18 protein-coding genes and 2 pseudogenes are annotated in these 26,301 nt (G+C 53.8%); 17 read left to right on the top strand and 3 right to left on the bottom strand.

The genetic code is table 11. From position 1 onward, the window contains the following. Window positions 1-22: 22 nt before the first annotated feature. The 13 genes and pseudogenes from uxaC to ACFFJP_RS01925 all read left to right on the top strand — a co-directional run bounded on the left by uxaC (window position 23) and on the right by ACFFJP_RS01925 (window position 16,145). Window positions 23-1,444: a glucuronate isomerase gene (uxaC, locus tag ACFFJP_RS01865; protein ID WP_377239886.1), complete on the top strand. Its 1,422-nt coding sequence runs from the start codon at window positions 23-25 to the stop codon at window positions 1,442-1,444. Next, the gene (locus tag ACFFJP_RS01870; RefSeq protein ID WP_377239888.1) at window positions 1,441-2,958 is read left to right on the top strand and encodes a mannitol dehydrogenase family protein; all 1,518 of its coding nucleotides are present in this window, start codon (window positions 1,441-1,443) and stop codon (window positions 2,956-2,958) included. The genes uxaC and ACFFJP_RS01870 overlap by 4 nt, the downstream gene beginning before the upstream one ends. After that, complete coding sequence (locus tag ACFFJP_RS01875; protein WP_377239890.1) at window positions 2,955-3,629, top strand: bifunctional 4-hydroxy-2-oxoglutarate aldolase/2-dehydro-3-deoxy-phosphogluconate aldolase; 675 nt, start codon at window positions 2,955-2,957, stop codon at window positions 3,627-3,629. The genes ACFFJP_RS01870 and ACFFJP_RS01875 overlap by 4 nt, the downstream gene beginning before the upstream one ends. Before the next feature lie 13 nt (window positions 3,630-3,642). Continuing rightward, the gene (locus tag ACFFJP_RS01880) at window positions 3,643-4,596 is read left to right on the top strand and encodes a sugar kinase (protein ID WP_377239893.1); all 954 of its coding nucleotides are present in this window, start codon (window positions 3,643-3,645) and stop codon (window positions 4,594-4,596) included. 89 nt (window positions 4,597-4,685) lie between these two features. Continuing rightward, the gene (locus ACFFJP_RS01885) at window positions 4,686-6,308 is read left to right on the top strand and encodes an aldehyde dehydrogenase family protein (RefSeq protein ID WP_377239896.1); all 1,623 of its coding nucleotides are present in this window, start codon (window positions 4,686-4,688) and stop codon (window positions 6,306-6,308) included. Window positions 6,309-6,587: 279 nt separating this feature from the next. Beyond that, window positions 6,588-9,662: a TonB-dependent receptor gene (locus ACFFJP_RS01890; RefSeq protein WP_377239899.1), complete on the top strand. Its 3,075-nt coding sequence runs from the start codon at window positions 6,588-6,590 to the stop codon at window positions 9,660-9,662. Next, window positions 9,662-10,921: a pectate lyase gene (gene pelA, locus ACFFJP_RS01895; protein WP_377239902.1), complete on the top strand. Its 1,260-nt coding sequence runs from the start codon at window positions 9,662-9,664 to the stop codon at window positions 10,919-10,921. The genes ACFFJP_RS01890 and pelA overlap by 1 nt, the downstream gene beginning before the upstream one ends. Window positions 10,922-11,239: 318 nt before the next feature. Continuing rightward, window positions 11,240-11,770, top strand: a pseudogene (locus ACFFJP_RS01900) (family 43 glycosylhydrolase); the annotation flags it as partial. A gap of 74 nt (window positions 11,771-11,844) precedes the next feature. Further along, a pseudogene (locus tag ACFFJP_RS01905) lies at window positions 11,845-12,165 on the top strand (hypothetical protein); the annotation flags it as partial. A 73-nt stretch (window positions 12,166-12,238) separates the two neighbouring features. Continuing rightward, the gene (gene torT, locus ACFFJP_RS01910; protein WP_377239904.1) at window positions 12,239-13,321 is read left to right on the top strand and encodes a TMAO reductase system periplasmic protein TorT; all 1,083 of its coding nucleotides are present in this window, start codon (window positions 12,239-12,241) and stop codon (window positions 13,319-13,321) included. Between the two features lie 94 nt (window positions 13,322-13,415). Further along, window positions 13,416-14,264: a hypothetical protein gene (locus tag ACFFJP_RS01915; RefSeq protein WP_377239906.1), complete on the top strand. Its 849-nt coding sequence runs from the start codon at window positions 13,416-13,418 to the stop codon at window positions 14,262-14,264. A 129-nt stretch (window positions 14,265-14,393) separates the two neighbouring features. Continuing rightward, entirely contained in the window at window positions 14,394-15,194 is an 801-nt protein-coding gene (locus ACFFJP_RS01920; RefSeq protein WP_377239908.1) for a c-type cytochrome, read from the top strand. Window positions 15,195-15,284: 90 nt separating this feature from the next. Continuing rightward, window positions 15,285-16,145, top strand: coding sequence for a TIGR02285 family protein (locus ACFFJP_RS01925; RefSeq protein WP_377239911.1), 861 nt, complete (start codon window positions 15,285-15,287; stop codon window positions 16,143-16,145). A gap of 47 nt (window positions 16,146-16,192) precedes the next feature. Here ACFFJP_RS01925 and ACFFJP_RS01930 read toward each other — a convergent pair whose 3' ends face one another. After that, a complete protein-coding gene (locus ACFFJP_RS01930; protein WP_377239913.1) occupies window positions 16,193-17,026 on the bottom strand; it encodes a LysR family transcriptional regulator in 834 nt (277 codons plus the stop codon). A 126-nt stretch (window positions 17,027-17,152) separates the two neighbouring features. On the opposite strand from ACFFJP_RS01930, the gene ACFFJP_RS01935 reads away from it, so the two are divergent. The 4 genes from ACFFJP_RS01935 to ACFFJP_RS01950 all read left to right on the top strand — a co-directional run bounded on the left by ACFFJP_RS01935 (window position 17,153) and on the right by ACFFJP_RS01950 (window position 24,824). Beyond that, window positions 17,153-18,328, top strand: a complete 1,176-nt coding sequence (locus tag ACFFJP_RS01935) for an acyl-CoA dehydrogenase (protein WP_446686816.1) — start codon at window positions 17,153-17,155, stop codon at window positions 18,326-18,328. Between the two features lie 181 nt (window positions 18,329-18,509). Then, window positions 18,510-20,708 carry a thiamine pyrophosphate-dependent enzyme gene (locus ACFFJP_RS01940; protein ID WP_377239915.1) on the top strand — a complete coding sequence of 733 codons (2,199 nt, stop codon included), beginning with the start codon at window positions 18,510-18,512 and terminating at the stop codon, window positions 20,706-20,708. After that, window positions 20,705-21,706: a malonyl CoA-ACP transacylase gene (locus ACFFJP_RS01945; RefSeq protein WP_377239917.1), complete on the top strand. Its 1,002-nt coding sequence runs from the start codon at window positions 20,705-20,707 to the stop codon at window positions 21,704-21,706. Before ACFFJP_RS01940 ends, ACFFJP_RS01945 begins: the two co-directional genes overlap by 4 nt. A gap of 382 nt (window positions 21,707-22,088) precedes the next feature. After that, window positions 22,089-24,824, top strand: coding sequence for an Ig-like domain-containing protein (locus tag ACFFJP_RS01950; protein WP_377239919.1), 2,736 nt, complete (start codon window positions 22,089-22,091; stop codon window positions 24,822-24,824). 230 nt (window positions 24,825-25,054) lie between these two features. Here ACFFJP_RS01950 and ACFFJP_RS01955 read toward each other — a convergent pair whose 3' ends face one another. Then, the gene (locus ACFFJP_RS01955) at window positions 25,055-25,216 is read right to left on the bottom strand and encodes a tyrosine-type recombinase/integrase (RefSeq protein WP_377239921.1); all 162 of its coding nucleotides are present in this window, start codon (window positions 25,214-25,216) and stop codon (window positions 25,055-25,057) included. 16 nt (window positions 25,217-25,232) lie between these two features. Beyond that, complete coding sequence (locus ACFFJP_RS01960; protein WP_377239923.1) at window positions 25,233-26,117, bottom strand: integron integrase; 885 nt, start codon at window positions 26,115-26,117, stop codon at window positions 25,233-25,235. Window positions 26,118-26,301: the final 184 nt, after the last annotated feature.

A 26,301-nucleotide genomic window follows, 5' to 3' on the forward strand; every position in this document is an offset into this window, starting at 1 on the left:
GCAAGCAGCAAAGAGATCATTTATGTCAGCATTAAGCAAAATTTTAGAGTTACATCCGGACCGTCTGTTTGCCGCCGATCCGCTGCAGCGGGATATCGCCCGGCGTTTGTATGCGCGGATTCAAGATTTGCCAATCGTCAGTCCGCACGGTCACACCGACCCACGTTGGTTTGCCGATAATCAAAACTGGGACAACGCCACCAGTTTGCTGCTGCTGCCGGATCACTATGTGTTCCGCATGCTGTACAGCCAGGGCATCACGCTGGAACAACTCGGTATTCGTCGTCGGGATGGCGTTGCCGTCGAAACCGACTATCGGAAAATTTTCCATATTTTTGCTGCGCACTACCATCTGTTCCGTGGCACGCCGTCACGGATGTGGCTGGATTCGGTGTTCCATGATGTATTTGGCCTGCGTGAAAGCCTGACCCCGGCCACCGCTGACCTGTATTACGACCACATCAACGCCGCACTCGCCACTGAAGCTTTTAAACCGCGTGCACTGTTGGACCGTTTTAATATCGAAGTGATTGCCACTACCGAAGGTGCGCTGAACGATTTAAAACATCACGCCAAACTCAAAGGCACTGGTTTTGAAAAACGCGTGATCACCACATTCCGCCCTGATGATGTGGTCGATGCTGACCGAGCTGATTTTGCGGCCAATGTGCAGAAACTCGGTGACATCACCGGTGAAAATACAACGACCTGGCAAGGCTATTTGCAGGCGCTGCGTATCCGTCGGGCCTATTTCCGCGACCATGGCGCTACCGCCACAGATCACGGTCACCCGACCGCTAACACTGCTGATTTGTCATTGTCTGAAGCCGAAGCCTTATTTTCCCGCTGTTTAGCCGGTGCCAGCGCTGCCGACGCAGAACTGTTCCGTGGCCAGATGCTGACCGAAATGGCCGGCATGAGCCTCGAAGATGGCATGACGATGCAAATTCACCCGGGCGCACACCGTAACCACAACGCGGTGATTTTCGAACGCTTTGGGCCGGACAAAGGCGCTGATATTCCAAGCCCGACTGAATATGTGCAGGCACTGAAACCTTTACTGCAGAAATACGGCAACGAAGCCCGGCTGAACATCATTCTGTTTACCCTCGATGAAACCACCTACGCCCGTGAACTGGCGCCACTGGCCGGGCATTATCCAGCGCTGAAACTGGGCCCGGCCTGGTGGTTCCATGATTCGCCTGAAGGCATGCTGCGTTTCCGTCATCAGGTCACAGAAACAGCCGGTTTCTACAACACTTGTGGTTTTAACGACGACACCCGCGCGTTCTTATCCATTCCAGCGCGCCATGACGTGGCACGGCGTATCGATTGCCGTTTCCTCGCGCAGCTGGTGGCAGAGCATCGTTTAAACGAAGACGAAGCGCACGAATTGGCTTATGACCTGACTTACCGTCTGGCCAAGCAGGCCTATCAGTTATGAATCGGTTAAGTCTCAGCACTGCCGGCGCGTTATTGCCGGTCTATTTAACACCGCAAGGTGACAACCCACAGATCGGTATTGTGCATTTGGGCCCCGGCGCGTTTTTCCGTGGTCATCAGGCGTTTTATACCGATGCGGCGATGGCCAAAGCCGGTGGCAACTGGCGCATTTGCGCGGTGTCGATGCGCAGCAAAGATGTGGCACAAGCGCTCAATCCACAAGATGGACTTTATGCCTTAGCGCAAATGGAACAGGACAGCCACTTATCGCTGATTGGCAGTATTGCTGAAGTGCTGGTTGCGCCTGTCGACTACGCCAAAGTGCAGGCGCGTTTAACGGCTGCCAGCTGTAAATACGTGACGATGACCATCACCGAAAAAGGCTATTGCCTGAATAACAGTGGCGAGTTGGATTTAACCCACGCCGATATTGCGGCGGATTTGCAGTTAGCCGATGCGATATCGCAGGCGAAATCAGCCATTGGTTTGCTGACGCAGGCGTTATGGTTGCGCCATCAAGGCGGTTTACCGCTGCTGACCCTGATGAGCTGCGATAACCTGACCGACAATGGCCATAAATTAAAGGCCGCAGTACGCTGTTTCGCTGCAAATGCCACTATTTTTGCCAAAGATGTCGACTTTTTACTGCAACTCACTGAGTTGATTTGCCCTTGTTCTATGGTCGACAGCATTACACCAGCCACCGACGATGCGCTGCGCGATTTGGTCGCGACACGACTGGGCGTGCAGGACGCCTGGCCGGTGAAGCGCGAAGCGTTTTGCCAGTGGGTGGTCGAGGATATTTTACCGGCCGACCAGCCAGCCTGGCGCGACGTTGGCGTGGTGTTCACTAAAGATGTCACCGCCTTTGAAAAAGCTAAATTGCGCCTGTTAAACGCACCGCATTCAACGCTGGCTTATCTCGGTTCTTTACTGGGAATTGAGACGGTATTTGATGCGATGGCGCATCCGCAGCTGAGTCAGCTGGTGCGACAGCTGGTCGAGAGCGAAATTCTGCCGTCTGTGCCTTTGGTCGATGGACTGGACCTACAGCAATACAGTCAGGACATCTTCCGTCGTTTTGAAAACCCGTCAGTGCGGCATTTGCTGGCGCAAATTGCCTGGGACGGCTCGCAAAAGCTGCAAATGCGCTTGTTGCCGGTGCTCCGTGACAATCTGGCGGCCGGCCGCTCTGTGCAGTTATTGGCACTGGCGATTGCCAGCTGGCTGCAGTTTATTCGCTTACGCGCCGCGCAGGCGGCCGAGCTGGGCGCGGCAGCCCCGGCGCTGGTGGACCCGTTAGCGCCACTCTTGCTGGCCACTGCAGCGCAGTGTACCGGCGATGCAAGTACTGACGTACCGCTATGGCTGGCGCTTGATAGCGTTTTTGCCGCGGACCTGATCACTCACACCGCATTTGTGTCGGCGTTATGGCAGGCCTATCAGCAGCTGAGCCCAATCCTGGCGGGTGGTCCCGCTGATTTATCGCAGTTTTTATCCGGAGTTGATGCATGAAGGCCTTATCGACCTTATTAAACGGCAGCCCGCTGCTGCCAATTATTCAGACCGAACAGCCGGAACAGGCGGTGGCTATTGCAGAGGCCATGCGCGACGGTGGCGTCAAAGCGGTCGAAGTGGTGCTGCGCACGCCGAAAGCGCTGGCTGCAATTTCCGCGATCCGTGCAGCGTTGCCAGACTTATTGGTCGGCGCCGGTACTGTATTAAACGCAGAGCAGGCGCAGGCCTGCAGTTGGGCCGGCGCGCAGTTTCTGGTCAGCCCGGCTGCCACGCCGAAATTACTGGAAGCGATGTTATCGACTGGTCTGCCGTTAGCCCCCGGTGTGCAGACTGTTACTGAAATGGCAGCCGCCCACGAGATGGGCTTGACCGAGCTGAAGTTTTTCCCGGCGCATTTAAGTGGCGGCCCGGCCTTGCTGAACGCAGTGCGCACTATTCTGCCAAAAGTGCAGTTCTGCCCGACCGGCGGTATCGGCATCAATAATCTGGCGGATTATCTGGCGCTGCCCAACGTGTTTGTCGTTGGTGGCAGCTGGCTGACCCCAGCCGCAGCATTGCAAAACGCGGACTACGACGCTGTGCGCCGCCTGACTGAACAGTCGCTGCAAATTGCTGCAGATGTGCTGGCAGACAAGCTACAAACCCAGCAGTTAAAAAAATCAGCCTGACAGGAGCCTGCTCATGGCCACAACCCAGATAAACCCGCGCGTGGTGATTTTCGGCGAATGCATGGTCGAGCTGTATCAGCTGGTCGAAAACGTCTATCACCAGAATTTTGCCGGCGATGTGTTTAACACCGCGGTCTACCTCAAACGGGTCAATCCGGCGTTGCAGGTCGACTTTTTCTCAGCCATCGGCACCGATCTCATCAGCGACAAACTGCTTGCTGCCGTTGAAGCGGAAAAGCTGGGTAGCAGCCTGTTGCTGCGCAGCAAAACCGCGCGCCCAGGCCTTTACATGATTAATACCGACGCCTTTGGCGAGCGCAGTTTCGTTTACTGGCGTGATAGTTCTGCCGCCAAACAAACGCTGCAGCTGTTCCGTGCCCGGCAGGACAGCTCGCCGCTGACCAGCGCGGACTGGTTCTATTTCTCCGGCATTAGCCTGGCGATTTTATCGGAGGCTGATCGGGAAGATTTGTTTGCCCTCATCGCCGAGTTAAAAGCCGCTGGCGTCAAGATTGGTTTTGACCCGAACTACCGTCCGGTGCTGTGGCAAAGCGTGCAGCAATGCCGCGATGCATTCTGCCGCGCATATGCCCTGTCAGACATCGCGCTGCCGGGCCTTGACGATCACAAAGTGCTGTTTAATGCGCAAAGCTGCGACGATGTGATCACGCAGTTAAAAGCGCTGGGTACGGCGGAAATTGTGGTGAAAAATGGCAAAGAAGGCGCCGTGGTTTTTGCCGGTGGCGAACGATTTGTCATGCCGGCGGTGACGGTGAAAAAAGTAGTGGATACCACCGCAGCCGGCGACTCCTTTAATGGTGGTTATCTGGCGGCGCGCCTGGCTGAACAATCACCTCAAGCGGCGGCACAGCTGGCGGCGGCGCTGGCAGCCTTTGTGGTGGAACACACCGGTGCCATTGTCAGCATGGATAACTTCCGCGCTTTTAAAGCGCATTACAGTTTGTAAAACGCTGAGTTAAAACAAGAGCTGCATCAAACGCCGCCAGTTTTCTGCAACCACGGACACGGCAGTATTTAGTCAATAAGGAACTGTGTATGTCTGAGTTAAGTTTGTTATTTCCCACTGCAGCGCAAGTTGCAGCCGAATTTCCGGCGCCGGTTTATCTGGCGCAGCGTCACTATCTGATTGATGGTGAATTATGTCATTGGTCCGGTGAACTGGCGGAAGTATTCAGTCCGGTGCAGATCCGTGATGAGACCACCGGTCAGATCGCAGCAGCGCGCCTCGGTGCTACACCATTGCTGGATAGTGCTGCAGCGCTGACGGCGCTTGATGCGGCCGTGCGCGCTTATGATTTGGGTCGTGGCGAATGGCCCACGATGCCGCTGCTGCAGCGTATCCGCCATGTCGAACAATTCCTCGCGGCGATGCAGCAAAAGCGCGCCGACGTGGTGAATCTGCTGATGTGGGAAATTGGCAAAAATGCTGCAGACGCCGCCAAAGAATTTGACCGCACCTGCGATTACATCCGCGACACGATTCAGGCGCTGAAACAGCAGGACCGCGCCGACAGCCATTTTATTACTGAGCAGGGCGTGCTCGGCAAAATTCGCCGCGTGCCGCTTGGTGTTGCGCTTTGTATGGGGCCTTTTAACTATCCGCTGAATGAAACCTTCACTACGCTGATCCCGGCGCTGATGATGGGCAACACCGTGGTATTTAAACCGGCGAAATACGGTGTGCTGCTGATTGAACCGCTGCTGGACGCCTTTCGCAGCTGTTTCCCGGCCGGTGTTATTAACGTGATTTATGGCCGCGGCCGCGAAACGGTCGGTGCGCTGATGCAAAGTGGCAAAGTCGATGTGCTGGCATTTATCGGCACCAACAAAGGCGCCAGCGATTTAAAACGGCTGCATCCGAAGCCGCACCGGCTCAAAGCGGTGCTCGGCCTTGATGCGAAAAACCCGGCGATTGTGCTGCCTTGTGCCGACCTTCCTGCCACTGCTAAAGAAGTCATCGCCGGCGCCTTAGCCTTTAATGGCCAGCGTTGTACTGCTTTAAAAATTATTTTTGTGCCACGGGCACAGGCTGCTGCGTTGTTACCGCTGCTGGCGGCGCAAATCGACGCGCTGAAGCTGGCGATGCCGTGGCAGGCTGGCGCGCAAATCACGCCGCTGCCGGAGCCAGGTAAAACCGACGCGATGGCGGCGCTGATTGCTGATGCCCGCGATCATGGTGCGCAGGTGGTCAATAGTGGTGGCGGCGACTTTGCCGGCAGTTTGATGCGTCCGGCGTTGTTGTATCCGGTGTCGCCACAGATGCGGCTGTATCAGGAAGAGCAATTCGGGCCTTTGGTGCCGGTAGTGCCTTATGACGATATCAGCGAAGTGATCGACTATGTCATTCACAGCAACTTTGGCCAGCAATTAAGTATTTTTGGCACCGATGGCCGCGCAATTGGTCCATTAGTCGACATTTTTGCCAATCAGGTTGGCCGGATCAATATCAACAGCCAGTGTCAGCGTAGCCCGGATAGTTTTCCTTTTACCGGCCGCAAAGATTCGGCGGAAGGGACTTTGTCAGTGCAAGACGCTTTACACCAGTTTTCAATCCCAACGCTGGTGGCGACCAAAGGCAATGAAGCCGGCATCAATTTAGTGCGCGACATGGTGCAGCAACGCGATTCAGCGTTCCTAGCCACGGACTTTTTGTTTTAGAGCATAAGCAACTTGGGATCGGCCATGTAGCGGTGCAATTCGCTTTGCTCTTTGCACCCTACGGCACCATCTCGTAGGGTGTGTAGAGCGAAGCGAAACACACTGGGTGTCGCACACCGGGTGTCGCGCACTGGGTGTCACACATTGAGTCATCGCTTTAATGTTGTTTTGCTACCGGTGGCATTCAGCCGAACGCAAGACAAATACTTAAAAAATGCAGTTAAAAAAACGGAAGTAAAACAAGAACGTAAATAAATCAACAAGAAAGGACGACAGGGTATGACACAACATAAAAAAACAACGGGAAAACCACAATTTACATGTCAGGCGCTCAGCCATGCGATCTGGCTGGGGCTTGGTCTGATCGCCGCGCCTGCGCTGGCACAGCAAACGGCAGCAGAGCCTGCCGCCGACACAACTGCCAAAACAGCCAGCAGCAAAGCCAAAGCCAAAGCCGAAGAGATTGAAGTGATTGAAGTCTCAGGCTTTCGCGGTAGCTTAAACGTCGCTTTAGCGGCCAAACGCGAAGCGGTTGGTAGTAAAGAAACCATTTTGGCAGAAGACTTAGGCAAATTTCCGGACTTAAATATCGCCGACAGCTTAGCGCGCGTTCCGGGCATTGCGATTGAGCAGGACGCCGGTGAAGGTCGTCAGATCAGCTTACGTGGTCTGGGTGCCACTTTTGTTAAAACGACGATTAACGGCATGGAATCGGCGTCGGCCGGTGCTGCCACCGATGCGTCGGGCGGTGCCAATAAAAGCCGGGCTTTTGATTTTAACGTCTTTGCTTCAGAGTTATTCACTCAGATTGATGTGAACAAAACCGCTGCAGCGGAGCTCGAAGACGGCGGTATTTCCGGGAACGTCAACCTGCAAACCGCCCGGCCTTTCCAGTATCAGGACGACAAGTTCGCCTACAACCTGAACGCGCGTTACAACGATGTCGCGTCTGAAGTTACGCCGCGTGCATCGCTGATGTTCAGCAAAAACTGGGACAATACCTTTGGTGTGCTTTTATCCGCCGCTTATTCAGAAGGTCTGGTGCAAAGCGAAGGTGCCACCACAGTGCGCTGGAGCGTGAACAATCCATCGTGGAAAACCGGTAACGCCGGCAACAAACTGACCGCAGCGCCGGTCACGCAATTAGATCCAAAAGGCGTTTATACCAATGCCAATATGGAAGGCTTGTGGATCCCGCGCATTCCGCGTTATTCGATTTTCAACAAGCAGCAGGACCGGCTGGGTTTAACCGCCGCCGCGCAATATCGGCCACACGACAATCTGCTGCTGAACTTTGACCTGTTACACGCCAAGCTCGACAGCACCATGGACGAGTTCCAGTACTCGGCGCTGTTACGCGGTAACGTCTCCAGCAAAACCAAAATATTTGCCGAGAATCTGGTCACTGATGCTAATAACACAGTCGTAGCCGGCACCTTGTCTGGCGTGCCGATCCGCTCAGAAGCGCGGCAGGACGTGTCGACTTCTGATTTTAATCAGGCCACCTTTTCCGGTGACTGGCAGATCAGTGATGCGCTACAGATGACTTTCCTTGCAGGTCTAGGCAAATCCGATTTGGACATCCCGTATCAGCGTACTTTTGCGCTGGATGCGAATAACTCAACTTTTGCCTATAGCTATGACAGCAACATTGATCCGGTCAGCCTGATTGGCACGAAAGGCACCGGGTTTGGCAGCGGCACTATGAATATGGATATGCCGGCTTTTGCGTTTGCGCCGGGCCAAGCCTTTGGTAAAAGCTACACACAGGCTGAATTACAGGCGCTGATGCTGAATCCGGACTTGTACAAAGTTGGCCTGGTTCGCAACAGGAACCAGCAAATTAATAGCGAAAACACCAATTTTAGCGTCAACTTCAAATATGAGCTGAATGACGAACTGACGCTGAAGTGGGGCCTGAATCAACGCGAATTCACCACCTACAACGCGCAATATGACAACGCCTGGAAAGTGCTGAATACCACCACCAACAAAACCAGTGGCGACGCGGCAGAATCGCTGGTGCTGGGCTTACCGGCTGCGCGCATCGCTGGCGCTTTGTATGGCATCTCGCTCGATGCCGCTGGCCAGCATTTTGGCAAAGCCGCTGACGTGCCGGGGAGTTCCACGCTGACTGCAGGCAGCTGGCTGACCACCGACTATCAAAAAGTGATGGCAGCCTTTTCCGGCGAAAGCTTTTTTCAGGCTAAGCAGCGTTACAACGCGACGTATGACATCGAAGAGAAAGTGACAGGTGCCTTTGTGCAGCTCGATTTCCGCTATGAATTAGCAGGTCGTGAGCTGCGCGGTAACATTGGTGGTCGTTACATCGATAACACCAATACCTCAGGCATTGTGAATCTGGACCATATCTACGCCGATGGTTACACCGCCGGGCGCGGTGAGGGCGCCGCGTTAGACGGTGGTCATGGCTGGCGTTACACCGAAAGTAACGGCAAAGATTTCCTGCCAAGCTTAAACCTGGCCTATGACCTCAGCGAAGAACTGGTCGGCCGTCTGAGTTTATCGCGCGCCATTACCCGGCCGGCGATTGCCGATTTAGCTTCGGCGATCAAAGTGAACACGCCGGATGACAAAGACCCGACGGCGACTATCGAAATGGGCGCTGGCCCAACGCTGCGGCCTTATGAATCAGATCAGGTCGATCTGGCGTTAGAATGGTATTTTGATGAAGAAGCATTATTGGCGCTGTCGGTGTTTTACAAAGATATCACCGGCCTCAGTAAAGGTTCACGGCAAGAAGTGTTAGATGCCGACCAGTTGAAAAACCTCGGTATTGACTTGGGCACCCGCGATCCGGCGGCTGTGACCTGGGATGTGACGCAGTTGCTGAATACGCCAGCTGAAGGTGTACGCGGCGTCGAACTGATTTATCAACAACCGTTTAGCTTCCTGCCGGAGCCATGGAATCGCTTTGGTGTGACGTCAAACCTGACCTGGATTGATTATGACCGCGACATCGCCGATCCGATGACTAAAAGCGTGATCAGTTTATTGGCGGAAGAAACATCGCGGCTGAACTACAACTGGACGCTGTACTACGAGCACAATGATTTCAGTGCGCGGCTGTCGTACAACTTCCGTGAACGTTACATCAAAGAATATCTGGATAAATACAAAGACGAAGGTAACTGGGGCCGTGGTTACGAAGACAAAGGCCAGCTGAATCTTTCGTCACGCTACAAAATCAACGACAACCTTTCGGTGAGTTTTGAAGCCATCAACTTAACCAATGCGGCAACTGAGCAATGGAGTGATGTGTATACGTCCAGACCGGTGGAATATCTGTTAACCGGCCGGCAGTATCTGGTTGGGATCCGGGGGAATTTCTGATGGAGAACACAGCTACGGGCGCGGCGAATCTGGCGATGCTGATCGCTGGGTTGTTGCTGCCCGTCGGGTTGTGGCCAGCGGTTCAGGCAGCAGAGGCGACAGCCGCCTCTGCTGCCGACACCAACCTGTGGGGACAGCCGGGTGCGTTGTCAGCGGACTGGCAGGCCTATCAGCAGCAGTCTGCCGCCGATGCGGCTATGCTGCAGCAACAGCTGCAGGCCGAGTTAGCGACAGCGAAACTGACGGCGCCATTGCCAGCCCGGAAAGCAAAAAACTTCGGTCTCAATGGCATCGACAACCCCGCAGCGCTGAACGCCGTGCTGAGTTATCAGACCCTGTTGGGCGGCTGGAGCAAACGCACCGATATGCAGCAAGTGCGTAAGCCTGGCCAGTTGGCTGGTTCCGAAGCGGCCTATATTCCGACCTTTGATAATGGCGCCACCAGCACGCAAATACGCTGGCTGGCGGCTTATCATCCGAACGCATCAGCCGCGGATCAGGCAAAGATCCAAGCGGCACTGACGCAAGCCGTGCAGTTTGTCCTGCGGGCGCAATATCCAAACGGCGGCTTTCCGCAGTCGTATCCGCTGCGCGGCGGTTACCATGATGCCGTCACGCTGAACGACAACGTGATGACGGACCTGCTGAATCTGCTGTGGGATATCGCCAATCAGCCGGATTATCGCTGGCTGGCCGCTGATCTGCGTGCCGCAGCGCAGGCCGGGTTTCATAAAGGCGTGGATTGGCTGGTGCAAGCGCAGGTGCAGGTGGATGGCAAGCGCACTGTCTGGACGGCGCAGCATCATCCGCTCAGTGGCGCGCCGGTCGCGGCGCGCAAGTTTGAACAAATCAGCCTGGTCAGCAGCGAGAGTGCGGCGGTGTTGCAGCTCCTTTTAGATAAAGGGCTGGATAAAGGGCTTTATAAAGAGCAGAGCATTCCGGGTGTCCTGCCGGCGCTCTGTAGCGGGGTCGCCTGGCTGCAACAGCATCAAATTCGCGACAAAGCCTGGCAACGGCATGAAACAGGCTCTGCTTTGGTTGAGAAAAAAGGCGCACAGCTGTGGGCGCGGTTTTACAGCCTGCCGCAGCAACAACCGGTGTTTTTTGACCGAGACGGTCAGGTATACAGTGACGTGAATCAGCTGTCACTGGAACGCCAGCAAGGCTATGGCTGGTATCAAACCAATGCCAAAGGCGTGCTGAAAGCCTGGAAGAAAAAACCAGAGCTGGCCGCACAGTGTGAAAAGATTGGGGGCTAACGTGAAGCTATATTTGTATGGCTGCATCGCCTGCCTCGCACTACAGGTGGCTGCAGCCCCGGCTTTGCAGCTGCCGGGCTCTAATTCGCTGCCGCTGGGGGCGGGCGTACGCACCGCCGACCCCTCCGCGCATGTCTGGCCGGACGGCCAGTTGTGGCTGTATACCCTTATTCCTTGAAGATTCGGGGGTGTTGGCTGCCTCCACTCACCCTAGTCACATAGTTAACTATGCTCCTAGGGCTTCGCTTCGTTGCCGCCTACCCGAATCTCCAATGATTTTGGGTATATACCTCGCATGATCAGGAATGCCAGCAGGATTTCCATATGAAAGACTGGCTGGTGTTCTCCACTAAAGACCTGAAAAGCTGGACCTCACACGGCGTCGCTTTAGCAGTCGACCAGCTGAGCTGGGCCGACGACTATGCCTGGGCGCCGGATGCCGCCTATCGCAATGGCAAATACTATTTAATTTTCCCGGCCGGCACCGGCGTGAAAAACCGCCAGGATCCAAGCAAGAGCACCAAATGGATGGGCATTGGCGTGGCGGTCAGTGATAAGCCACAAGGACCGTTTAAAGATGCGATTGGTGGCCCGTTATGGCGCACGCCATACGCCAATGACCCGGCGTTATTTATCGATGACGACGGCACGCCCTGGCTGTATTTCCACGGCAAAGACTTTGATTATTATGTGGTGAAACTCAATGACGACCTAACCGCAGTCGCCGGTGATTTTATCAAAATGGATATGGGCGGTTTTGAACCGAAAATGGAAGGGCCCTGGGTGTTGATACCCAAAATCATTGGAGATTCGGGTAGGCGGCAACTGAGCGAATCCTCAGGAGCATAGTGAACTATGTGACTGAGGTGAGTGAAGGCAGCCAACACCGCCGAATCTTCAAGGAATAAGGGTATAAACGCAACGGCCTGTACTATTTCACCATGCCGGAGCAGAACCGCGACTTGGCTTATTACACGTCGACCTCACCGACGGGCCCCTGGTCGTATCGGGGGATTTTTATGCCACGCGATGGTGAGCAGAATAATCATCACTCCATCGTGCAATATCAGGGGCAGTGGCTGCTGTTTTATCACCGCTGGCTGGAAACTCCAGGCTGCGCACGCAAACAGCGCCATGTTGCCGCTGAGATGCTGACATTTGACGCAGACGGCAGTATCCGGCCAGTGCAACGCAGCCTGACTGGCATCTCCGGTCACCCAGCCGCAGGGGTGAAATCTAATTAAATTGAGCAGTCCGGCAGAAAAACCAGACTGTTTTGGCTATGCTCAGGCAAAAGGACTCTGTGGAAAGTACCGGATGCTGCCAGCCATTTCAGCGCTGCCCGCAGTACGCCATTGGCGGGCTGCTTCTTTGATTTTGTTGATATTTTTCTTATGCCCTGCGTCAGCGCAAGCGTTATGGCCGGCCAAAGTCATTGCCGATGGCCAGCCGAAAGACTACCAACCGGTTGCTAAAGCCGCCAAGCAATGGCGTATTTGCGCGCTGTTGCCGCATGGCAAAGATCATTATTGGTGGGGCGTGGCCTGGGGCTTATCGGAACAGGCGGCGGCCAGCGGCGTTGAGCTTGGCATCTACGAAGCCGGCGGCTACGAATTTGGCTGGAAGCAGCTGCAACAAATTCAGCAATGCCGGCAGAAACAAGCAGATGCTTACATCATTGCCGCCATTCATGCGACCGGGCTCAACGCAGACATCAAACAGCTGACTGACGAAGGCAAGCCGGTCATTGATCTGATTAACGGCATTGATAGCCCTGATGTCAGTGCGCATTCAGCAGTGTCGTTTGCCGAGATGGCGCGATTATCCCTGCAGTTTATCTTACAGAACAACGGCAGTGGCAGCCGGATTGGCTGGTTGCCCGGACCGCGTGGCGCCGGCTGGGTGCAGGACGCAGAATCCGCAGTGCAGCAACTGAAGCAGCAGCATAAATTGCAGTGGTTCCCCGGCGGTTACGGCCCGCCGGATGCTTTTCATCAAACCAGTCTGGCACGTGCGCTGATTGAGCAGCAGCCGCAACTAGAGTGGGTATTGGCCAATGCGGTAGCGATCCGTGCGCTGGCGCAACTACAGGCCAGATCCAAAGGCTCAGTGCCACAGTTGGTGGCTTATTACAGTAATCCGGATGTCGTCGACTTATTACGGGAAGGCCGTATCGCGGCAGCGGCGACAGATTCACCGGTGTTGCAGGCCCGGATAGCGGTCGACCTCGCGATCCGGCTGTTGCAAAAACAACGGGTGCCAAAACACATAGGTCCCAAGATCCAAATCCTGACACCGGACAATTTGTCGCAGTACAATCTGCAGCAGCTGTTACCGCCGGATGAACAGTGGATTATCCGGCGGGAATTATTAAACAAAGATCCTGCAGGCAAACCCTGAAAGAAGCGTTCAGGATCGGCGAAATTATCCTTGTATCGCCGCCGGGTTTCGATATATTAGTTCCTGATAATGTAACAAGAATGCAAGGAAGCCGATGCTGACACGCTGGTTGTTCGGATTGATGTTGTGCTGCCCAATCTGGCAAGCCATGGCTATTGACTGGTATGTGCGGGACTGGCCGCCATTTAACATGCAGCAAGGCCCTGATGCCGGCCAGGGATCTTATGACCTGATGTTAGGGCAACTCGTCGCGGCTTTACCGCAGTACCAACACCGTCAGTTTTTTGCCACCTTGGTTAAGCGTCAACAGTTGATGCAGCAAGACGTACCGCATTGTTTATTTGGCGTGCTGAAATCCAAAGAGCGGCAGGAAAAAATGCTGTTTTCTGACATCGCTTTTTATTCACCCGCCTTGCGCTTAGTCGCGTTGGCCGATCATCCGTTGTGGCAGGCAAATAATGCCGGCGCAGCCATTGAATTATCGACGCTGTTACAGCAACCCTGGACCGGTATGGTTGAATACAAAAGACTATATCCGTCACATATTCAGCAATACACCGGCAAGTTGTTACAAGTCACAGATAGTTCTACCGATCTGGTCGCGATGTTAAAAGCAGGCAGGGCCGATTACGTCGTGGAATACCCGGATCGGATACACTGGCTGGCCAGTCAGCATCCGACTGTGTCATTACGTTACGCCCGTCTTGCCGGCGAAGCACCGGTGGTGCCGGTGTATGCCGCTTGTCAGAAATCAGCACAAGCTGCCGAACAGATTGCTGCTATCAATACAGCGCTGCAGCAGTTGCGCCGTAGCCCCGCTTATCAGCAGGCCTGGTTACATCAGTTGCGCGATGTGTCGCGGCAGGAACTGCAATTGCAGATGGCACGGGATCCGCTGTTTCAAACGCCCGCAGCCCTCAGCACTAACCCAGTGGCGCAGTGAGCCGCCACACAACGCTGGCCTGGATCACGGTCAATACAAACAGATTGTGAGCTGCGGCTCAAACGCCGGACTTGACCTGATGCCGTCGCACCCGCTTAATAACAGCAACGGAACTCTCAGGACAAAACGATGAAATTTGTGGGGATGTTGTGGCTGTTGTGCAGCACGTGGTCGCTGGCGGCCGAGCCCGTGCTGACACTGGTCCACAGTGGGCAAAGCAAAGCGTGGACGCTGGCGCAGTTAAAACAGCAGTTAGCAGTGCAGCAGGTTAGTCTGAATGACCCATCGTACAATCAGCCAAAATCTTATCGGGGGTTCGCCTTTAAACAGTTATTGGCGAGCGCCGGTTTTCCGGAACTGAATGGCGACGATACGCTGGTGTTAACCGCCAGTGATGGTTATGCACCGACGCTATCAGCGCAATTATTAACCAAGCAGCAGCCGATGCTAGTGTTTGCCGAAGCCGATAAGCCGGATTTTAGTTTTACCCCGCTGCAACAAGGCAAAGGCATGTTGTCGCCAGCGCCCTTTTATTTGGTCTGGCCCGGTGCCGGCAAGGCGGGCGAGCAATATGCCTGGCCCTATCAGCTGGTGAAAATTGAGTTGATCCGCTTCAGTGACCGTTATGCGCAGGTGATCCCGCCCGGCACAGCGTCAGCGCAAGTGCAGCAGGGTTTTGCCTTGTTTAAACAGAATTGTCTGAAATGCCATTCGATCAATTTGCAGGGCGGTGTGTTAGGCCCCGAACTCAATGCGCCGAAAAATGTGACAGAGTACTGGCAACTGCATGATCTGAAAGCCTTTATTCGTAATCCTGAATCCTATCGCTACCAGTCAAAAATGCCGGCGTTCAGCCACTTCAGTGATGCCGATATCGATGCTGTGCTGGCATATCTGCAGCAAATGAAACAGCAGAAGCTGGTCCGCTGAGCGCAGACGGGCCGTAACGTCACACTTTATCGATAAAGTTTTCGGTATATGATAAATAAACTGCGCTGCAGTCAACAAACAGAGGTCGTTATGTTCAGGTTTGGTGTTTGGTTGTTCGGGAGTTTTGCTTGTGTACAAAGCGCCCTGGCTGACACCATGGACTGGTTTATCCGGGATTGGCCACCGGTCAATATCCTGCAGGGACCGCAACAAGGGCAGGGCGCATACGACGTGATGCTGCAGCGGCTGATGCTGGCGTTGCCGCAATATCAGCATCAATTACATGTCTCTACGCTGACGATGCGCCAGCAAATGATGCAACAAGAAAAATCGCATTGCCTGTTTGGTTTGTTGAAAACACCACAACGTCAGACCTTTCTGCAATTCTCTGAGCCTGTTGCAGTGATCCCAAACCTGCAGCTCGTCGCCCGCGCAGACCATCCCATGTGGCAGCAAATTCAACAGCGTCGCACCGTCGATCTGACCTGGCTGTTTGGTCAATCCTGGCGCGGCATGGTCGAGGAACATCGCACTTATCCGTCGCCAATTGCGGAACATTTAACTGAGTTTGTTCAAGTGTCGGCCACCGAGACCAATCTGGTGCAGATGCTTAAAGCCAACCGTGCTGACTATGTCCTCGAGTATGCTGATCGGATGCACTATCTGGCGCAGAACTCTGATGGGCTGAAATTAAGAGCTTTGCCATTGCAGGGCTTACCGGCGGTCACTGAAGTGTATGTCGCCTGCAGCATCAGCGAGCAGGCGAAAGCACAAATCAAAGCGGTCAATCAGGCGTTACAACAACTCAGGTTCGACCCGCAATATCGGGCTGCCTTGTTAGATTGGCTGACCCCGGAGTCGCGGCATTTAATCAAAAACTATATGGCGCAGTCGCCGATGTTCAGCAATGTCAGTCAGGTCGCTCCGGCTGACAGACCACGTGCCCGCTGAGTCGCTTTTTTAAAGGGCTGTGGGCAAATACAGCGACGATCAATGAATCACCCGCGCGCTGCGATCTCACACAACAGTTTCACCGCATTCTGATGCTGCTGGTTTTTATCAAACGCCAGCACCAGTTCGCGGGTGAGTGCCGGGCCCTGAATGGCGCGGTACTGCAGGTCTGGACGAAACTTTTGCATCTCAAAATCCGGCAGCAGCGCGCAGCCGATGCCAGCGCCGACCAGCGCGATGGCGTATTCGATGGTATGAATATTGGCGCGAATTTGCGGCTTGATATTGGCTTTACTGAGCGCGAGCGCCACCTGATCCCAGGCCTCACAGGGCGTGCGTTTAATCAGCGGCAGTTTTTTAAAATCACTGAGCTGGATCTCGGGCTGCGTACACAATGGATGCTGTGCCGGCAGCGCCAGCAAATAAGAGTCGGTCCAAAGGCTTTGATACAACTCGCCGGCTCTGAGCTGCCGGATATTGATAATGCGCGCATCACAAGGCTCGTCCGGTTCCACCAGATGCAGCTCCAACCCCGGCAGCTGGCTATTAAATTCTTTTAGCAGCTGGCTCATCCGTTCCACCCCCAGCGCTTTGACCAGCCCAAGGCGAAACAACAGCCGCTTCGCCGGTTTGTTAAAAGATGCCTGCAGCGCCTGCATTTGGCTCAAAAGCTGACACGCCTGCACATACAGCCGTTCGGCATCTTCAGTGGGCTGAACACCTTTGGGTAAACGTATAAACAATAAGGTGCCGAGTTGCTGTTCGAGCTGCTGCAGCGCACTGGAAACGGACGGCTGCGCGATATCGAGCTGGCGCGCCGCCGCACTGATGCTACGCTGCTCATAAACCGCGACAAAATAAGCCAGCTGACGTGTGTCCATAGGTAATTCCTATAGGTGTGACAGTTTCTCTATATTTTTACTTTAAACCCGCCGTCAATAAGATGGCAATCAACATCTTAGCGCGGCTGAAAATAACAGCCCAACGCCCGTACCGGAGCCTTTCTGATGAGCAAAACCGCTTTTAACTGGCAAGACCCGTTTTCTTTCCAGGCCTTGTTAACCGACGAAGAACGCATGATCCAGCAAGCCGCCCATGATTATTGTCAGGACCGGCTGATGAGCCGCGTGCTGCTGGCCAACCGCCATGAACACTTTGATGTCGAGATCATGCGTGAACTGGGTGAACTCGGCTTATTAGGCGCCACGCTGCCGGAAAAATACGGCTGTGCCGGCGTCAACTACGTCAGTTATGGCTTGGTCGCGCGCGAAGTAGAGCGGGTCGACAGCGGCTATCGCAGCGCAATGTCGGTGCAATCAAGTTTGGTGATGCATCCGATTCACGCCTACGGCAACGAAGCACAGCGGATGAAGTATTTACCGAAACTGGCCACCGGCGAATGGATTGGCTGCTTTGGCCTGACCGAACCAGATGCCGGATCAGATCCTGCCAGCATGCGCACGACGGCGAAAAAGGTCGACGGCGGTTTTATTCTGTCCGGCAGCAAGATGTGGATCACCAATAGCCCGGTGGCCGATGTGTTTGTGGTCTGGGCCAAATTAGACGGCGTGATTCGCGGGTTTATCTTAGAAAAAGGCTGGAAAGGCCTTAGCGCACCAAAAATTGAAGGCAAATTCTCGTTACGGGCATCCATCACCGGCGAAATCGTCATGGATGAAGTTTTTGTGCCGGAAGAGCAGTTACTGCCGAACGCCAGCGGCTTGTCCGGCCCCTTTGGTTGTTTGAACAAAGCGCGCTACGGCATCGCCTGGGGCGCACTCGGCGCTGCCGAATTCTGTTTCCACGCCGCGCGCCAATACACGCTGGACCGGCAACAATTTGGCCGGCCTTTGGCACAAACCCAGCTCATTCAGAAAAAACTGGCTGATATGCAAACCGACATCAACCTCGGTTTACTCGGCTGTTTACAAGCCGGCCGCCTGATGGACGCGGGCCAATTACCGGTCGAAACCATCAGCCTGATTAAACGCAATTCCTGTGGCAAAGCGCTGGAAATCGCACGCATCGCCCGCGATATGCACGGCGGTAACGGCATCGCCGATGAATACCATGTCATCCGCCACGTGATGAACCTCGAAGCAGTCAACACCTACGAAGGCACGCACGACGTCCACGCACTGATTTTAGGGCGCGCCATCACCGGGTTGCAGGCGTTTTTCTGATCTTTTTTGATTTGTAGAAAGACTGGTGAGCTGTCAAAACGCGGTTTGGCAAATCTCAATGAAGATAAGGCGACTATAGAGCGGTGCGGGATTTGTAAAAGCAAACCCGCCATCGCTTTGCTCCGGACTCGGCTCCCAGTGATAGCTTTGGCAAATAAAACAATAAAACCAAGGACTTCCGATGAGCCAACAAGAATTCCATCCGTGGGCAGTCAGCTACCTGCAACGGGTCCGTGACGGCCGCTTACCCAGCCCTGTCACCAACGCCGACAACCTGCCAACCCCAATACTGGCGCAAATTTTTCAGTCGATGCTGCAAAGCCGGCTGCTCGATTTACGCTCCCGCCTGCTGCAGGCCAAAGGCCAGAGTTTTTACACCATAGGCTCCAGTGGCCATGAAGCCAATGCGGTGGTGGCGCATGTGTTAAACCGCACAGATCCGGCGTTTTTGCACTATCGCAGCGGCGCTTTTTTTGTCGAGCGTAGCAAGCAGTTAAACGGCAGCACACCGCTGTACGACATGCTACTGAGCTTCGCCGCATCCAGCGACGACCCGATCTCCGGTGGCCGCCATAAGGTGCTCGGTAGTTTGCCGCTGTGCGTGCCGCCACAAACTTCGACCATTGCCTCGCATTTACCCAAAGCGGTCGCCACCGGCTTTGCCATCGATTTATCCGAGCGCTTAGGCATCGACGGCAACTGGCCGCACGGCGCTATTGCGGTTTGTAGTTTTGGCGATGCCTCGGCCAACCATTCTACCGCGCAGGGCGCGATTAATGCCGCCTGCTGGGCCGACTATCAGCATGTACCGGTGCCGGTACTATTCTTGTGTGAAGACAATGGCTTAGGTATTTCCACACCGACGCCGTGCGGCTGGATAGCGCATAGTTTGTCGCCGCATATGCAAACCTTCACCGCCGATTCGCGCGACTTGGGCGACGTGTACAGCGCGGCGCAGGCGGCGGTCGAGTTTGTCCGCAGTAAACGCAAACCGGCGCTGTTGCATTTAAAAACCTACCGGCTGTTCGGCCATGCCGGTGCCGACGCCGAAGTGGCGTATCGGAAAAAAGAGCAAATCGAAGGCGAGCTGGAGCAAGACCCACTGCTGTATGCCACGGCGTTGCTGTTAAGTCGCGGTGTTGAAACTGCTGAGCAGTTGGCGGCGCAGATTGAACATCTGGATCAGCAAATTGCCCGGGTCGCACAGGAAGCGACGCAACGACCAAAACTGCAAGATGCGGCCGCGGTGATGAAATCCATAGTGCCGCCACCGAGCGGTAAACCGGCTTTGCCTTTGGCGGACCGAAGCATCGCGCTTGGGTTTGACAAACACAACCTCGGCAAGCCGCAGCATATGGCGAAACTGATTAACTGGACGCTGCATGAAATTTTTGCCCGCTACCCAACCGCCGTGATGATGGGCGAGGACGTCGGTAAAAAGGGCGGCGTGTACGGCGTGACGCAGCAGTTGGTGCAGCAATATGGCCCGAACCGCGTGATCAATACGCTGCTCGACGAGCAAAGTATTCTCGGCCTTGGCATTGGTGCGGCGCAGCAGGGTTTGCTGGCGCTGCCGGAAATTCAGTTCCTGGCTTACGTGCATAACGCCGAAGACCAAATTCGCGGCGAAGCGGCAACGCTGCCGTTTTTCTCCAACGGCCAGTATCAAAACCCGATGGTGGTGCGCATTGCCGGCCTGGCTTATCAGCGCGGGTTTGGCGGCCATTTCCACAATGACAACAGCTTTGCCGTGTTCCGCGATATTCCGGGCCTGCTGCTGATTTGCCCGTCCAATGGCGCAGATGCGGCGTTATTGCTGCGTCAGGCGGTGGAACTGGCGTATCGCGATAACCGGCTGATAGTGTTTTTAGAGCCGATCGCGCTTTATATGACACGCGATTTACATGCCCCAGGTGATAACGGCTGGACCTTTGAGTTACCGGCGCAGGATGCGGCATTGCCAGAATTTGGTACGCCAGCGGTGGTGGAAGCGGATGATTCGGCTCAGGCTGACATTGTTATTGTCAGCTACGCCAACGGCTTTTATCTGTCGCGCCAGGCGCAACAGCAGCTGGCGGCGCAGGGCATTCGCGCCAGGGTGCTGGATATCCGGTATTTAGTGCCGCTGCACGCCGACAAAATCGCCGCTGCGATTGGTGATTGCCGCAAAGTGCTGATTGTTGATGAATGCCGCAAACGCGGTAGCCTCAGTGAAGAGCTGTTCACCGCGCTGCATGAGCTGCAGCCAAACCGCTACCACATCAGTCGGCTTTGTGCCGAAGACAGTTTTATTCCGCTTGGCGCTGCGGCCTATCACGTCTTGCCGTCAAAAGGCGCCATTGTTGAGGCAGCTTTGATGTTGCATGGAGCAGAAAAATGAGCAAAAAGACCGCAGTGGTGATTTGCCCGGGCCGGGGCACTTATCAGAAAAATGAATTTGGCTGCTTAAAACCGTTTTACGACACGGCGCTTCTAAACCAAATCGACCAGGTGCGGGCGCAGCTTGGGCTGGAGACAGTCTCGGCGCTCGACAGTGCTGACAAATACCTGCCAGCGCGCCATCAGTTGCCGGTCAATAACGCTGCGCTGATTTATGCCGCTGGCCTGTGCCAGTTTAACGCCATCAATCCGGACGAGTACGAAGTAGTGGCCGTCACCGGCAATTCGATGGGCTGGTACACGGCGCTGAGCTGTGCTGGCGTCTGGGATGTCGACAGCGGTACTGAAATGATGTCGGCGATGGCAGGCTTAACTGCCAACTGCAAAGGCATCAACGGCGATGTGGGCGGCCAGCTGATTTACCCGGTATTAAACGAACACTGGCAACCGGATGCGACGCGGCTGGCTTCAGTTGCGGCTGCGCTAAAAATCCCCGGCATGTACCGCTCGATTCAATATGGCGGCTATGCGGTGCTGTCCGGCACCACACCTGCGGTGAAACAGGCGTTGGCGCAATTACCGCCGGTCGATGAACGTTTCCCGATGCAACTGGCTGGCCACAGCGCCTTTCATAGCCCGCTGATGCAGGATGCTTCTGATCAAGCCTTAGCGCGATTTTCCGCTGAGTATTTTAACCAGCCAAAACTGCCGCTGATTGACGGTCAGGGCCACATCTGGCCGGATTTACCGGTAAACCCGGAGCTGCTGCGCTATTACACCTTCCAAAGCCAGGTTAGCAGCGACTACGACTTTAAAACCGCGGTGCAGGTTGCCGTGCGTGAATTCGCGCCGGACCAGCTGATTTTGCTCGGCCCCGGCACCGCACTTGGCGGCGCCGTGGCGCAAAGCCTGATTGAAATCAACTGGCACGGCTTGAGCAGCAAAGCCGACTTCGTTGCACTGCAAGAGAGCGCTTCACCGTTTTTACTGCAGTTGTAGTGGGGTAATGTGACGGCGGTGCGTTGCGCTTCGCTTAACGGCTCCCTACACATCGGTTCGGATGTAGGGTGCAATGAGTGAAGCGAATTGCACCTGTGTTTGCCGAAACTGTCACATACGGCGTCGACGGTCTCCTCGTTAAACCGAATAAGTAGGTACCGGCCAGCGTAGCCCGTTGGGCGTCACAGGCTGGGCGTCACACGTTGGGCGTCACACGTCGTGCAGCGACTAATTGATAGCTCGCGTCTTGATTTGGGGTATTTGTGTAACTTATTGGTTATTTATTTGTTTTTTTAATCTTCTTTTTAAGTTCTGATTTTGCCATCATGTCCAAGATGTAATCCATATGGATGGAAGTTGTCTTTTAACAACGGATTTGATGATGTTGAAACAAATATTAGTTGCGGCCTTTATTGCCAGTATGTCGGTCGCCCAGCCTGTCGCGGCTCAAGTGTTTGATCCTCTGCCGCAGGATAAAAATTTTGGAAATATCGAAGCCGGACCTGTGGTTGTCGGTGACTATGCGTATGTGCTCACCCTCACAGGGGGGGATCAACAGAAGGAAAATCTGTTATGGCGCGTTGATAAATCCGGTGAAATGAAACTAGCCGCTCAGATGCCAAATCAAGTTTTCGACGCTGGTTTCCTGCCGGATCACGATTCCATTTCATTCAAATCACTACAAGTCCGCGATGGTAAAATACTGATTAAAGCTCGCAGTATGATCCTCAGCTATGACCCGACCCGTGAGCGTTTAGGCTTGTATCAAGGTGACATCCGTGGTTGTACTTCGAAAGATGACGCCATTTGTCTGGAATCAATCGATGGCAAGGCATATCAGTTTAAGCGCACTGACAATGAGCGTTTCAATGGGTTTCACACGAGCTTTCAGCCAGATTCAGCGTTAGTTTTGCTGCATGATGACTGGCACAATCTTCGCGTTTACAAAATAGGTGCGGATAACAAATCTCAGCTGCTATATACCATCGCGAATCCGCCGGCAGAGTTAGCTGCCGGGTCGGTGATTAGTTTTAGTGAGCATTCACTATTATGGAAGCGCGAGCAGGATGGCCGGATCCAGCCAGATGACAATCTGATTAAGTTGTATCACTTTGGCACGAACAAGCTGCAAAGCATTGCACTGAATAGCGTGCCTGCAAGGCCAGGGCAATCAGGGCGGTTCGCAGCAATTTACGATTTGTCGACCAGACAATATTTGTTGTCTCTGAGTTACGACCATGCTTTTTGCACTGCGGAAACGCGCCAGCATGCGATTGAAGCATCTGTATTGTTTCGCATTGCAGAATCTGTCGAATCTGTACAAAAAGTCACAGGCTTACCACATGGCCCAGGCGCTGGGGCGAAACCTTTTCATTTTCATGGCGATATTGCTTGGCTTTGGTCCAGTGAACACCAACGGGTGACCACGTCGGGCGGCACGCATTCATATTGTTTTCCGGACTCGTTTTTGTTGAAAAGCGCGACCATACCGCAGTATGTCGAGGCTGGTAAGAATAAATCAAAGACACAGGTGTCGGAGCTGGTTCAAACCGATGCGCAGTCGTTCGTTGCCTTTAATAACAAACTATTTTTACTGCGACAAAGCCGCAGCACTGCAACTAACACTCAGTTATATCTTGTTGACCCGAGCACGGGCCAAAGCCGGTTATCGCAAGATTTGGGACCTTGGGCATATAGGTTTTTGCCACTACGCGAACAGCTCTACCTATTCAGTGCCAACGATAAGAAGCTGTTACGTTATGACAAAACAACGCAAAAGTTCGTTGCAGTGAATGTCAGGGTTCCGATAGATGAACGGGTGCAGGACACTGCGCACCTGTGGCTGCATGGGCAGTCACTGCTTGATGTTTATTATTCTGATGCCAAGCAGAGCTATGTGCTGATGCGTTATCAGCTGCAGGACGGCCAACTCAGTGAACAGAATGTCGGGACTGTCAGATCGTTGTTTGAGACGCCTGACGGCCGGCTGTATTTATTGACCACGCAAAACACCTCCCAACTGCTGGAGTTAGATGCAGCCAAAGGAGAATTAAGAACTGTCGTAGACTTTCCGGCTGGGTTTGTCCCGAACTATGTCGGCAGCTATCAACAACAATTGCTGTTCAGTGCTTACCTTTTTGAGGCACCGTGGATCGCAGCCCCTTTTGGTTTTAGTGTGGATGTAATGACAGGACAGCTACAACAGCAAAAAGCACTTGGTGCCCTTGTGCTCGCGTCCCAAACTTACGGGGTTGAGGCTGCTTTTGTTGTTGGTAACGACCTGTTGCTTGAAAGAGAAGCATTGTACACATGTAGCATGTGTGAACCTGGAGAGCCATTTACCCGGTTCATTAAACTATTTAGTGCCAACCTGACAGCAGAAGGCCTGCAGACTGAGTTCGCGGCGTTTACTGCGATGGGAGCGCGAGTATCCCCATTGTCGGTATTAAACAATAAACCGGTGCTGCTAAATGTGAATGGCGAACTGGAGAGTGACAAGTTAGGCCTTGCTGTACAGGGGTTAAAGAGTAAAGCCGTTGCGACTTTACCTTGGGCCGACCAGTTAATTGTGATTGGTAATCAACCAGGTTTGATTAAACACAAGCAAAGCAAACCGGTATTTGAAGCCTTTATGCCGGAAGAAATTACCCTGGCATCCAGCGTGATCCTGAAAAAAACCTTCTATGCTGCCGTCATCAAACCGGACGGTCAGCTCGAGATCCGCCTGATTGCATTGCCCAACCGTTCTCCTGTTGCGAGCGCAGATCAGGCTGCTACCGATAATCGCACTGCGGTAACCGTGGATGTCCTCAAAAATGATGTAGATCCTGATGAAGACCAGTTGGTAATCGTTAGCGCAGATGCGAAAAATGGCCAGGCTGTGATCACCACGGAAGGACAGCTGCGTTATAGCGCGAAAGCGGATTTTATCGGTGAAGATGTCGTTATTTATCGCATCCAGGATACAGATAAGGCTGAAGTATCGGCGGAGCTTCGGATAAACGTAACTGCAGCTCCGGTGGTGAAGCCAGACCCTATAGCGGAAACAAAATCATCTGGTGGCGCATTGCATTGGATTTGGTTTATCGGTTTGGTGTTGCTGCGACGCAAAGCCTGATTAACCCTGTTGCGGGTACCTTAGGTCTGGTTTGAACCGCAGGTACCCGCAAGCGCAGCTGCTGGTCGTCACACGATGGTCGTCACACGATGGTCGTCACACGATAGTCGTCACACGATGGTCGTCACACGATGACCACGTGTCATATATTGCTAGTAAAACGCAAGCTGATACAACTCCGGCAATGACATAAAACCTGTCTCTGAACCAATTCATCTGATCCATGCAAATCATGCCGAACCACCATTTCCACCATGCAACAACAAACTCAACGGGCTTTTGACGGCATTGCCGCCCCGGCTTAATACATGGGTATAAATCTGCGTGGTTTTCACATCGCTATGGCCGAGCTGTTCCTGCACGGTGCGGATATCGGCACCGGATTCGAGCAAGTGAGTTGCGACAAATTCATCGGGAATGAATTTGAACAGCCGCAGGCTGGCCCGCAGGGGAAACTACAGGGATGTAGTTTCTAAATGAATGCCTGAGCGTGTGGCAAGTGACGTTTTTCTGGATTTTGGCCTGAAAAGCAGCGAATTTGATCGCCTTACGCACACAAGTCTCGTCCAGATGGTGACGGCGGATAAGCGCCGATTCAGGGTCTCGACTGAGCTGATTCGATGGAAACAAGTAGTGCCAACCGAGCTGCTTGGGCGCCGCCGGATTTTTCAGTGCCAGCGCATAAGGCAGCCAAACGCCGCTATAGATTGGGTTTTGCATATCGGCATCCAATAAGCGTTCGACATGGATGATTTGCTGCCGTAACGCGGGTACTAACTCGCTGGCCAATGTAACGCGCCGGTTTTTATTACCTTTGCCTTGCCACACCATCACTGACAAATAGTCAAAATCAATATCTTTGACTCGTAGCCGCACCGCTTCCATCAAACGCAAACCACTGCCGTACAGCAGCTGAGCCACCAATTTGTATTTGGGATCGATCCAGCGTAATAGTGCGCCGACTTCAGCGCGGGTAAGTACCACTGGCAGTTTGGGCGGTGTTTTCGCCGCATTAAAGTTAAGTTGTAACGAGAGAGGTTGCTGCAAGAATTCACGGTATAAAAACACCAGCGCATTCAGTGCCGAACTTTGGGTTTTAAACGCCACATGGCGCTCCACAGCCAGCCAGGTTAAAAACTGTTCCACCTCCGCATTGCCGAGCTGCGATGGATGCTGCTTTTTGTGAAACAGAATATAAAACCGAATCCAGTGTTGGTAAGTCTCGATAGTGCGCTTGGCATAACGCCGGGTACGCATATAGTCCGCAACTTGTTGTAAAAATGACGACGCCATCGCAGTTCCCTCTGCAGCGCAAAAATCTAACTGCAGAATGTAAATTTAATGTTTCAAGTTAGATCAAAGGCACCTTGCACGCTTTCGCTTTTCGCAAAGCGTGCAACAGCGACGAAGAGATTGAGATCTGTAGCTTTTTTCGGTAGTGTTAACTGATGTTAAAAAAGATCAAATGCACAGCGCA

This window comes from Rheinheimera tilapiae, assembly GCF_042432165.1.
Classification (GTDB): Bacteria; Pseudomonadota; Gammaproteobacteria; order Enterobacterales; family Alteromonadaceae; genus Pararheinheimera; species Pararheinheimera tilapiae.

What these genes read in the sequence shown, in the direction of transcription:
- uxaC (WP_377239886.1), top strand. Translation starts at nt 23, where the DNA reads ATGTCAGCATTAAGCAAAATTTTAGAGTTACATCCGGACCGTCTGTTT.
- ACFFJP_RS01870 (WP_377239888.1), top strand. Translation starts at nt 1,441, where the DNA reads ATGAATCGGTTAAGTCTCAGCACTGCCGGCGCGTTATTGCCGGTCTAT.
- ACFFJP_RS01875 (WP_377239890.1), top strand. Translation starts at nt 2,955, where the DNA reads ATGAAGGCCTTATCGACCTTATTAAACGGCAGCCCGCTGCTGCCAATT.
- ACFFJP_RS01880 (WP_377239893.1), top strand. Translation starts at nt 3,643, where the DNA reads ATGGCCACAACCCAGATAAACCCGCGCGTGGTGATTTTCGGCGAATGC.
- ACFFJP_RS01885 (WP_377239896.1), top strand. Translation starts at nt 4,686, where the DNA reads ATGTCTGAGTTAAGTTTGTTATTTCCCACTGCAGCGCAAGTTGCAGCC.
- ACFFJP_RS01890 (WP_377239899.1), top strand. Translation starts at nt 6,588, where the DNA reads ATGACACAACATAAAAAAACAACGGGAAAACCACAATTTACATGTCAG.
- pelA (WP_377239902.1), top strand. Translation starts at nt 9,662, where the DNA reads ATGGAGAACACAGCTACGGGCGCGGCGAATCTGGCGATGCTGATCGCT.
- torT (WP_377239904.1), top strand. Translation starts at nt 12,239, where the DNA reads ATGCTGCCAGCCATTTCAGCGCTGCCCGCAGTACGCCATTGGCGGGCT.
- ACFFJP_RS01915 (WP_377239906.1), top strand. Translation starts at nt 13,416, where the DNA reads ATGCTGACACGCTGGTTGTTCGGATTGATGTTGTGCTGCCCAATCTGG.
- ACFFJP_RS01920 (WP_377239908.1), top strand. Translation starts at nt 14,394, where the DNA reads ATGAAATTTGTGGGGATGTTGTGGCTGTTGTGCAGCACGTGGTCGCTG.
- ACFFJP_RS01925 (WP_377239911.1), top strand. Translation starts at nt 15,285, where the DNA reads ATGTTCAGGTTTGGTGTTTGGTTGTTCGGGAGTTTTGCTTGTGTACAA.
- ACFFJP_RS01930 (WP_377239913.1), bottom strand. Translation starts at nt 17,026, where the DNA reads ATGGACACACGTCAGCTGGCTTATTTTGTCGCGGTTTATGAGCAGCGT.
- ACFFJP_RS01935 (WP_446686816.1), top strand. Translation starts at nt 17,153, where the DNA reads ATGAGCAAAACCGCTTTTAACTGGCAAGACCCGTTTTCTTTCCAGGCC.
- ACFFJP_RS01940 (WP_377239915.1), top strand. Translation starts at nt 18,510, where the DNA reads ATGAGCCAACAAGAATTCCATCCGTGGGCAGTCAGCTACCTGCAACGG.
- ACFFJP_RS01945 (WP_377239917.1), top strand. Translation starts at nt 20,705, where the DNA reads ATGAGCAAAAAGACCGCAGTGGTGATTTGCCCGGGCCGGGGCACTTAT.
- ACFFJP_RS01950 (WP_377239919.1), top strand. Translation starts at nt 22,089, where the DNA reads ATGTTGAAACAAATATTAGTTGCGGCCTTTATTGCCAGTATGTCGGTC.
- ACFFJP_RS01960 (WP_377239923.1), bottom strand. Translation starts at nt 26,117, where the DNA reads ATGGCGTCGTCATTTTTACAACAAGTTGCGGACTATATGCGTACCCGG.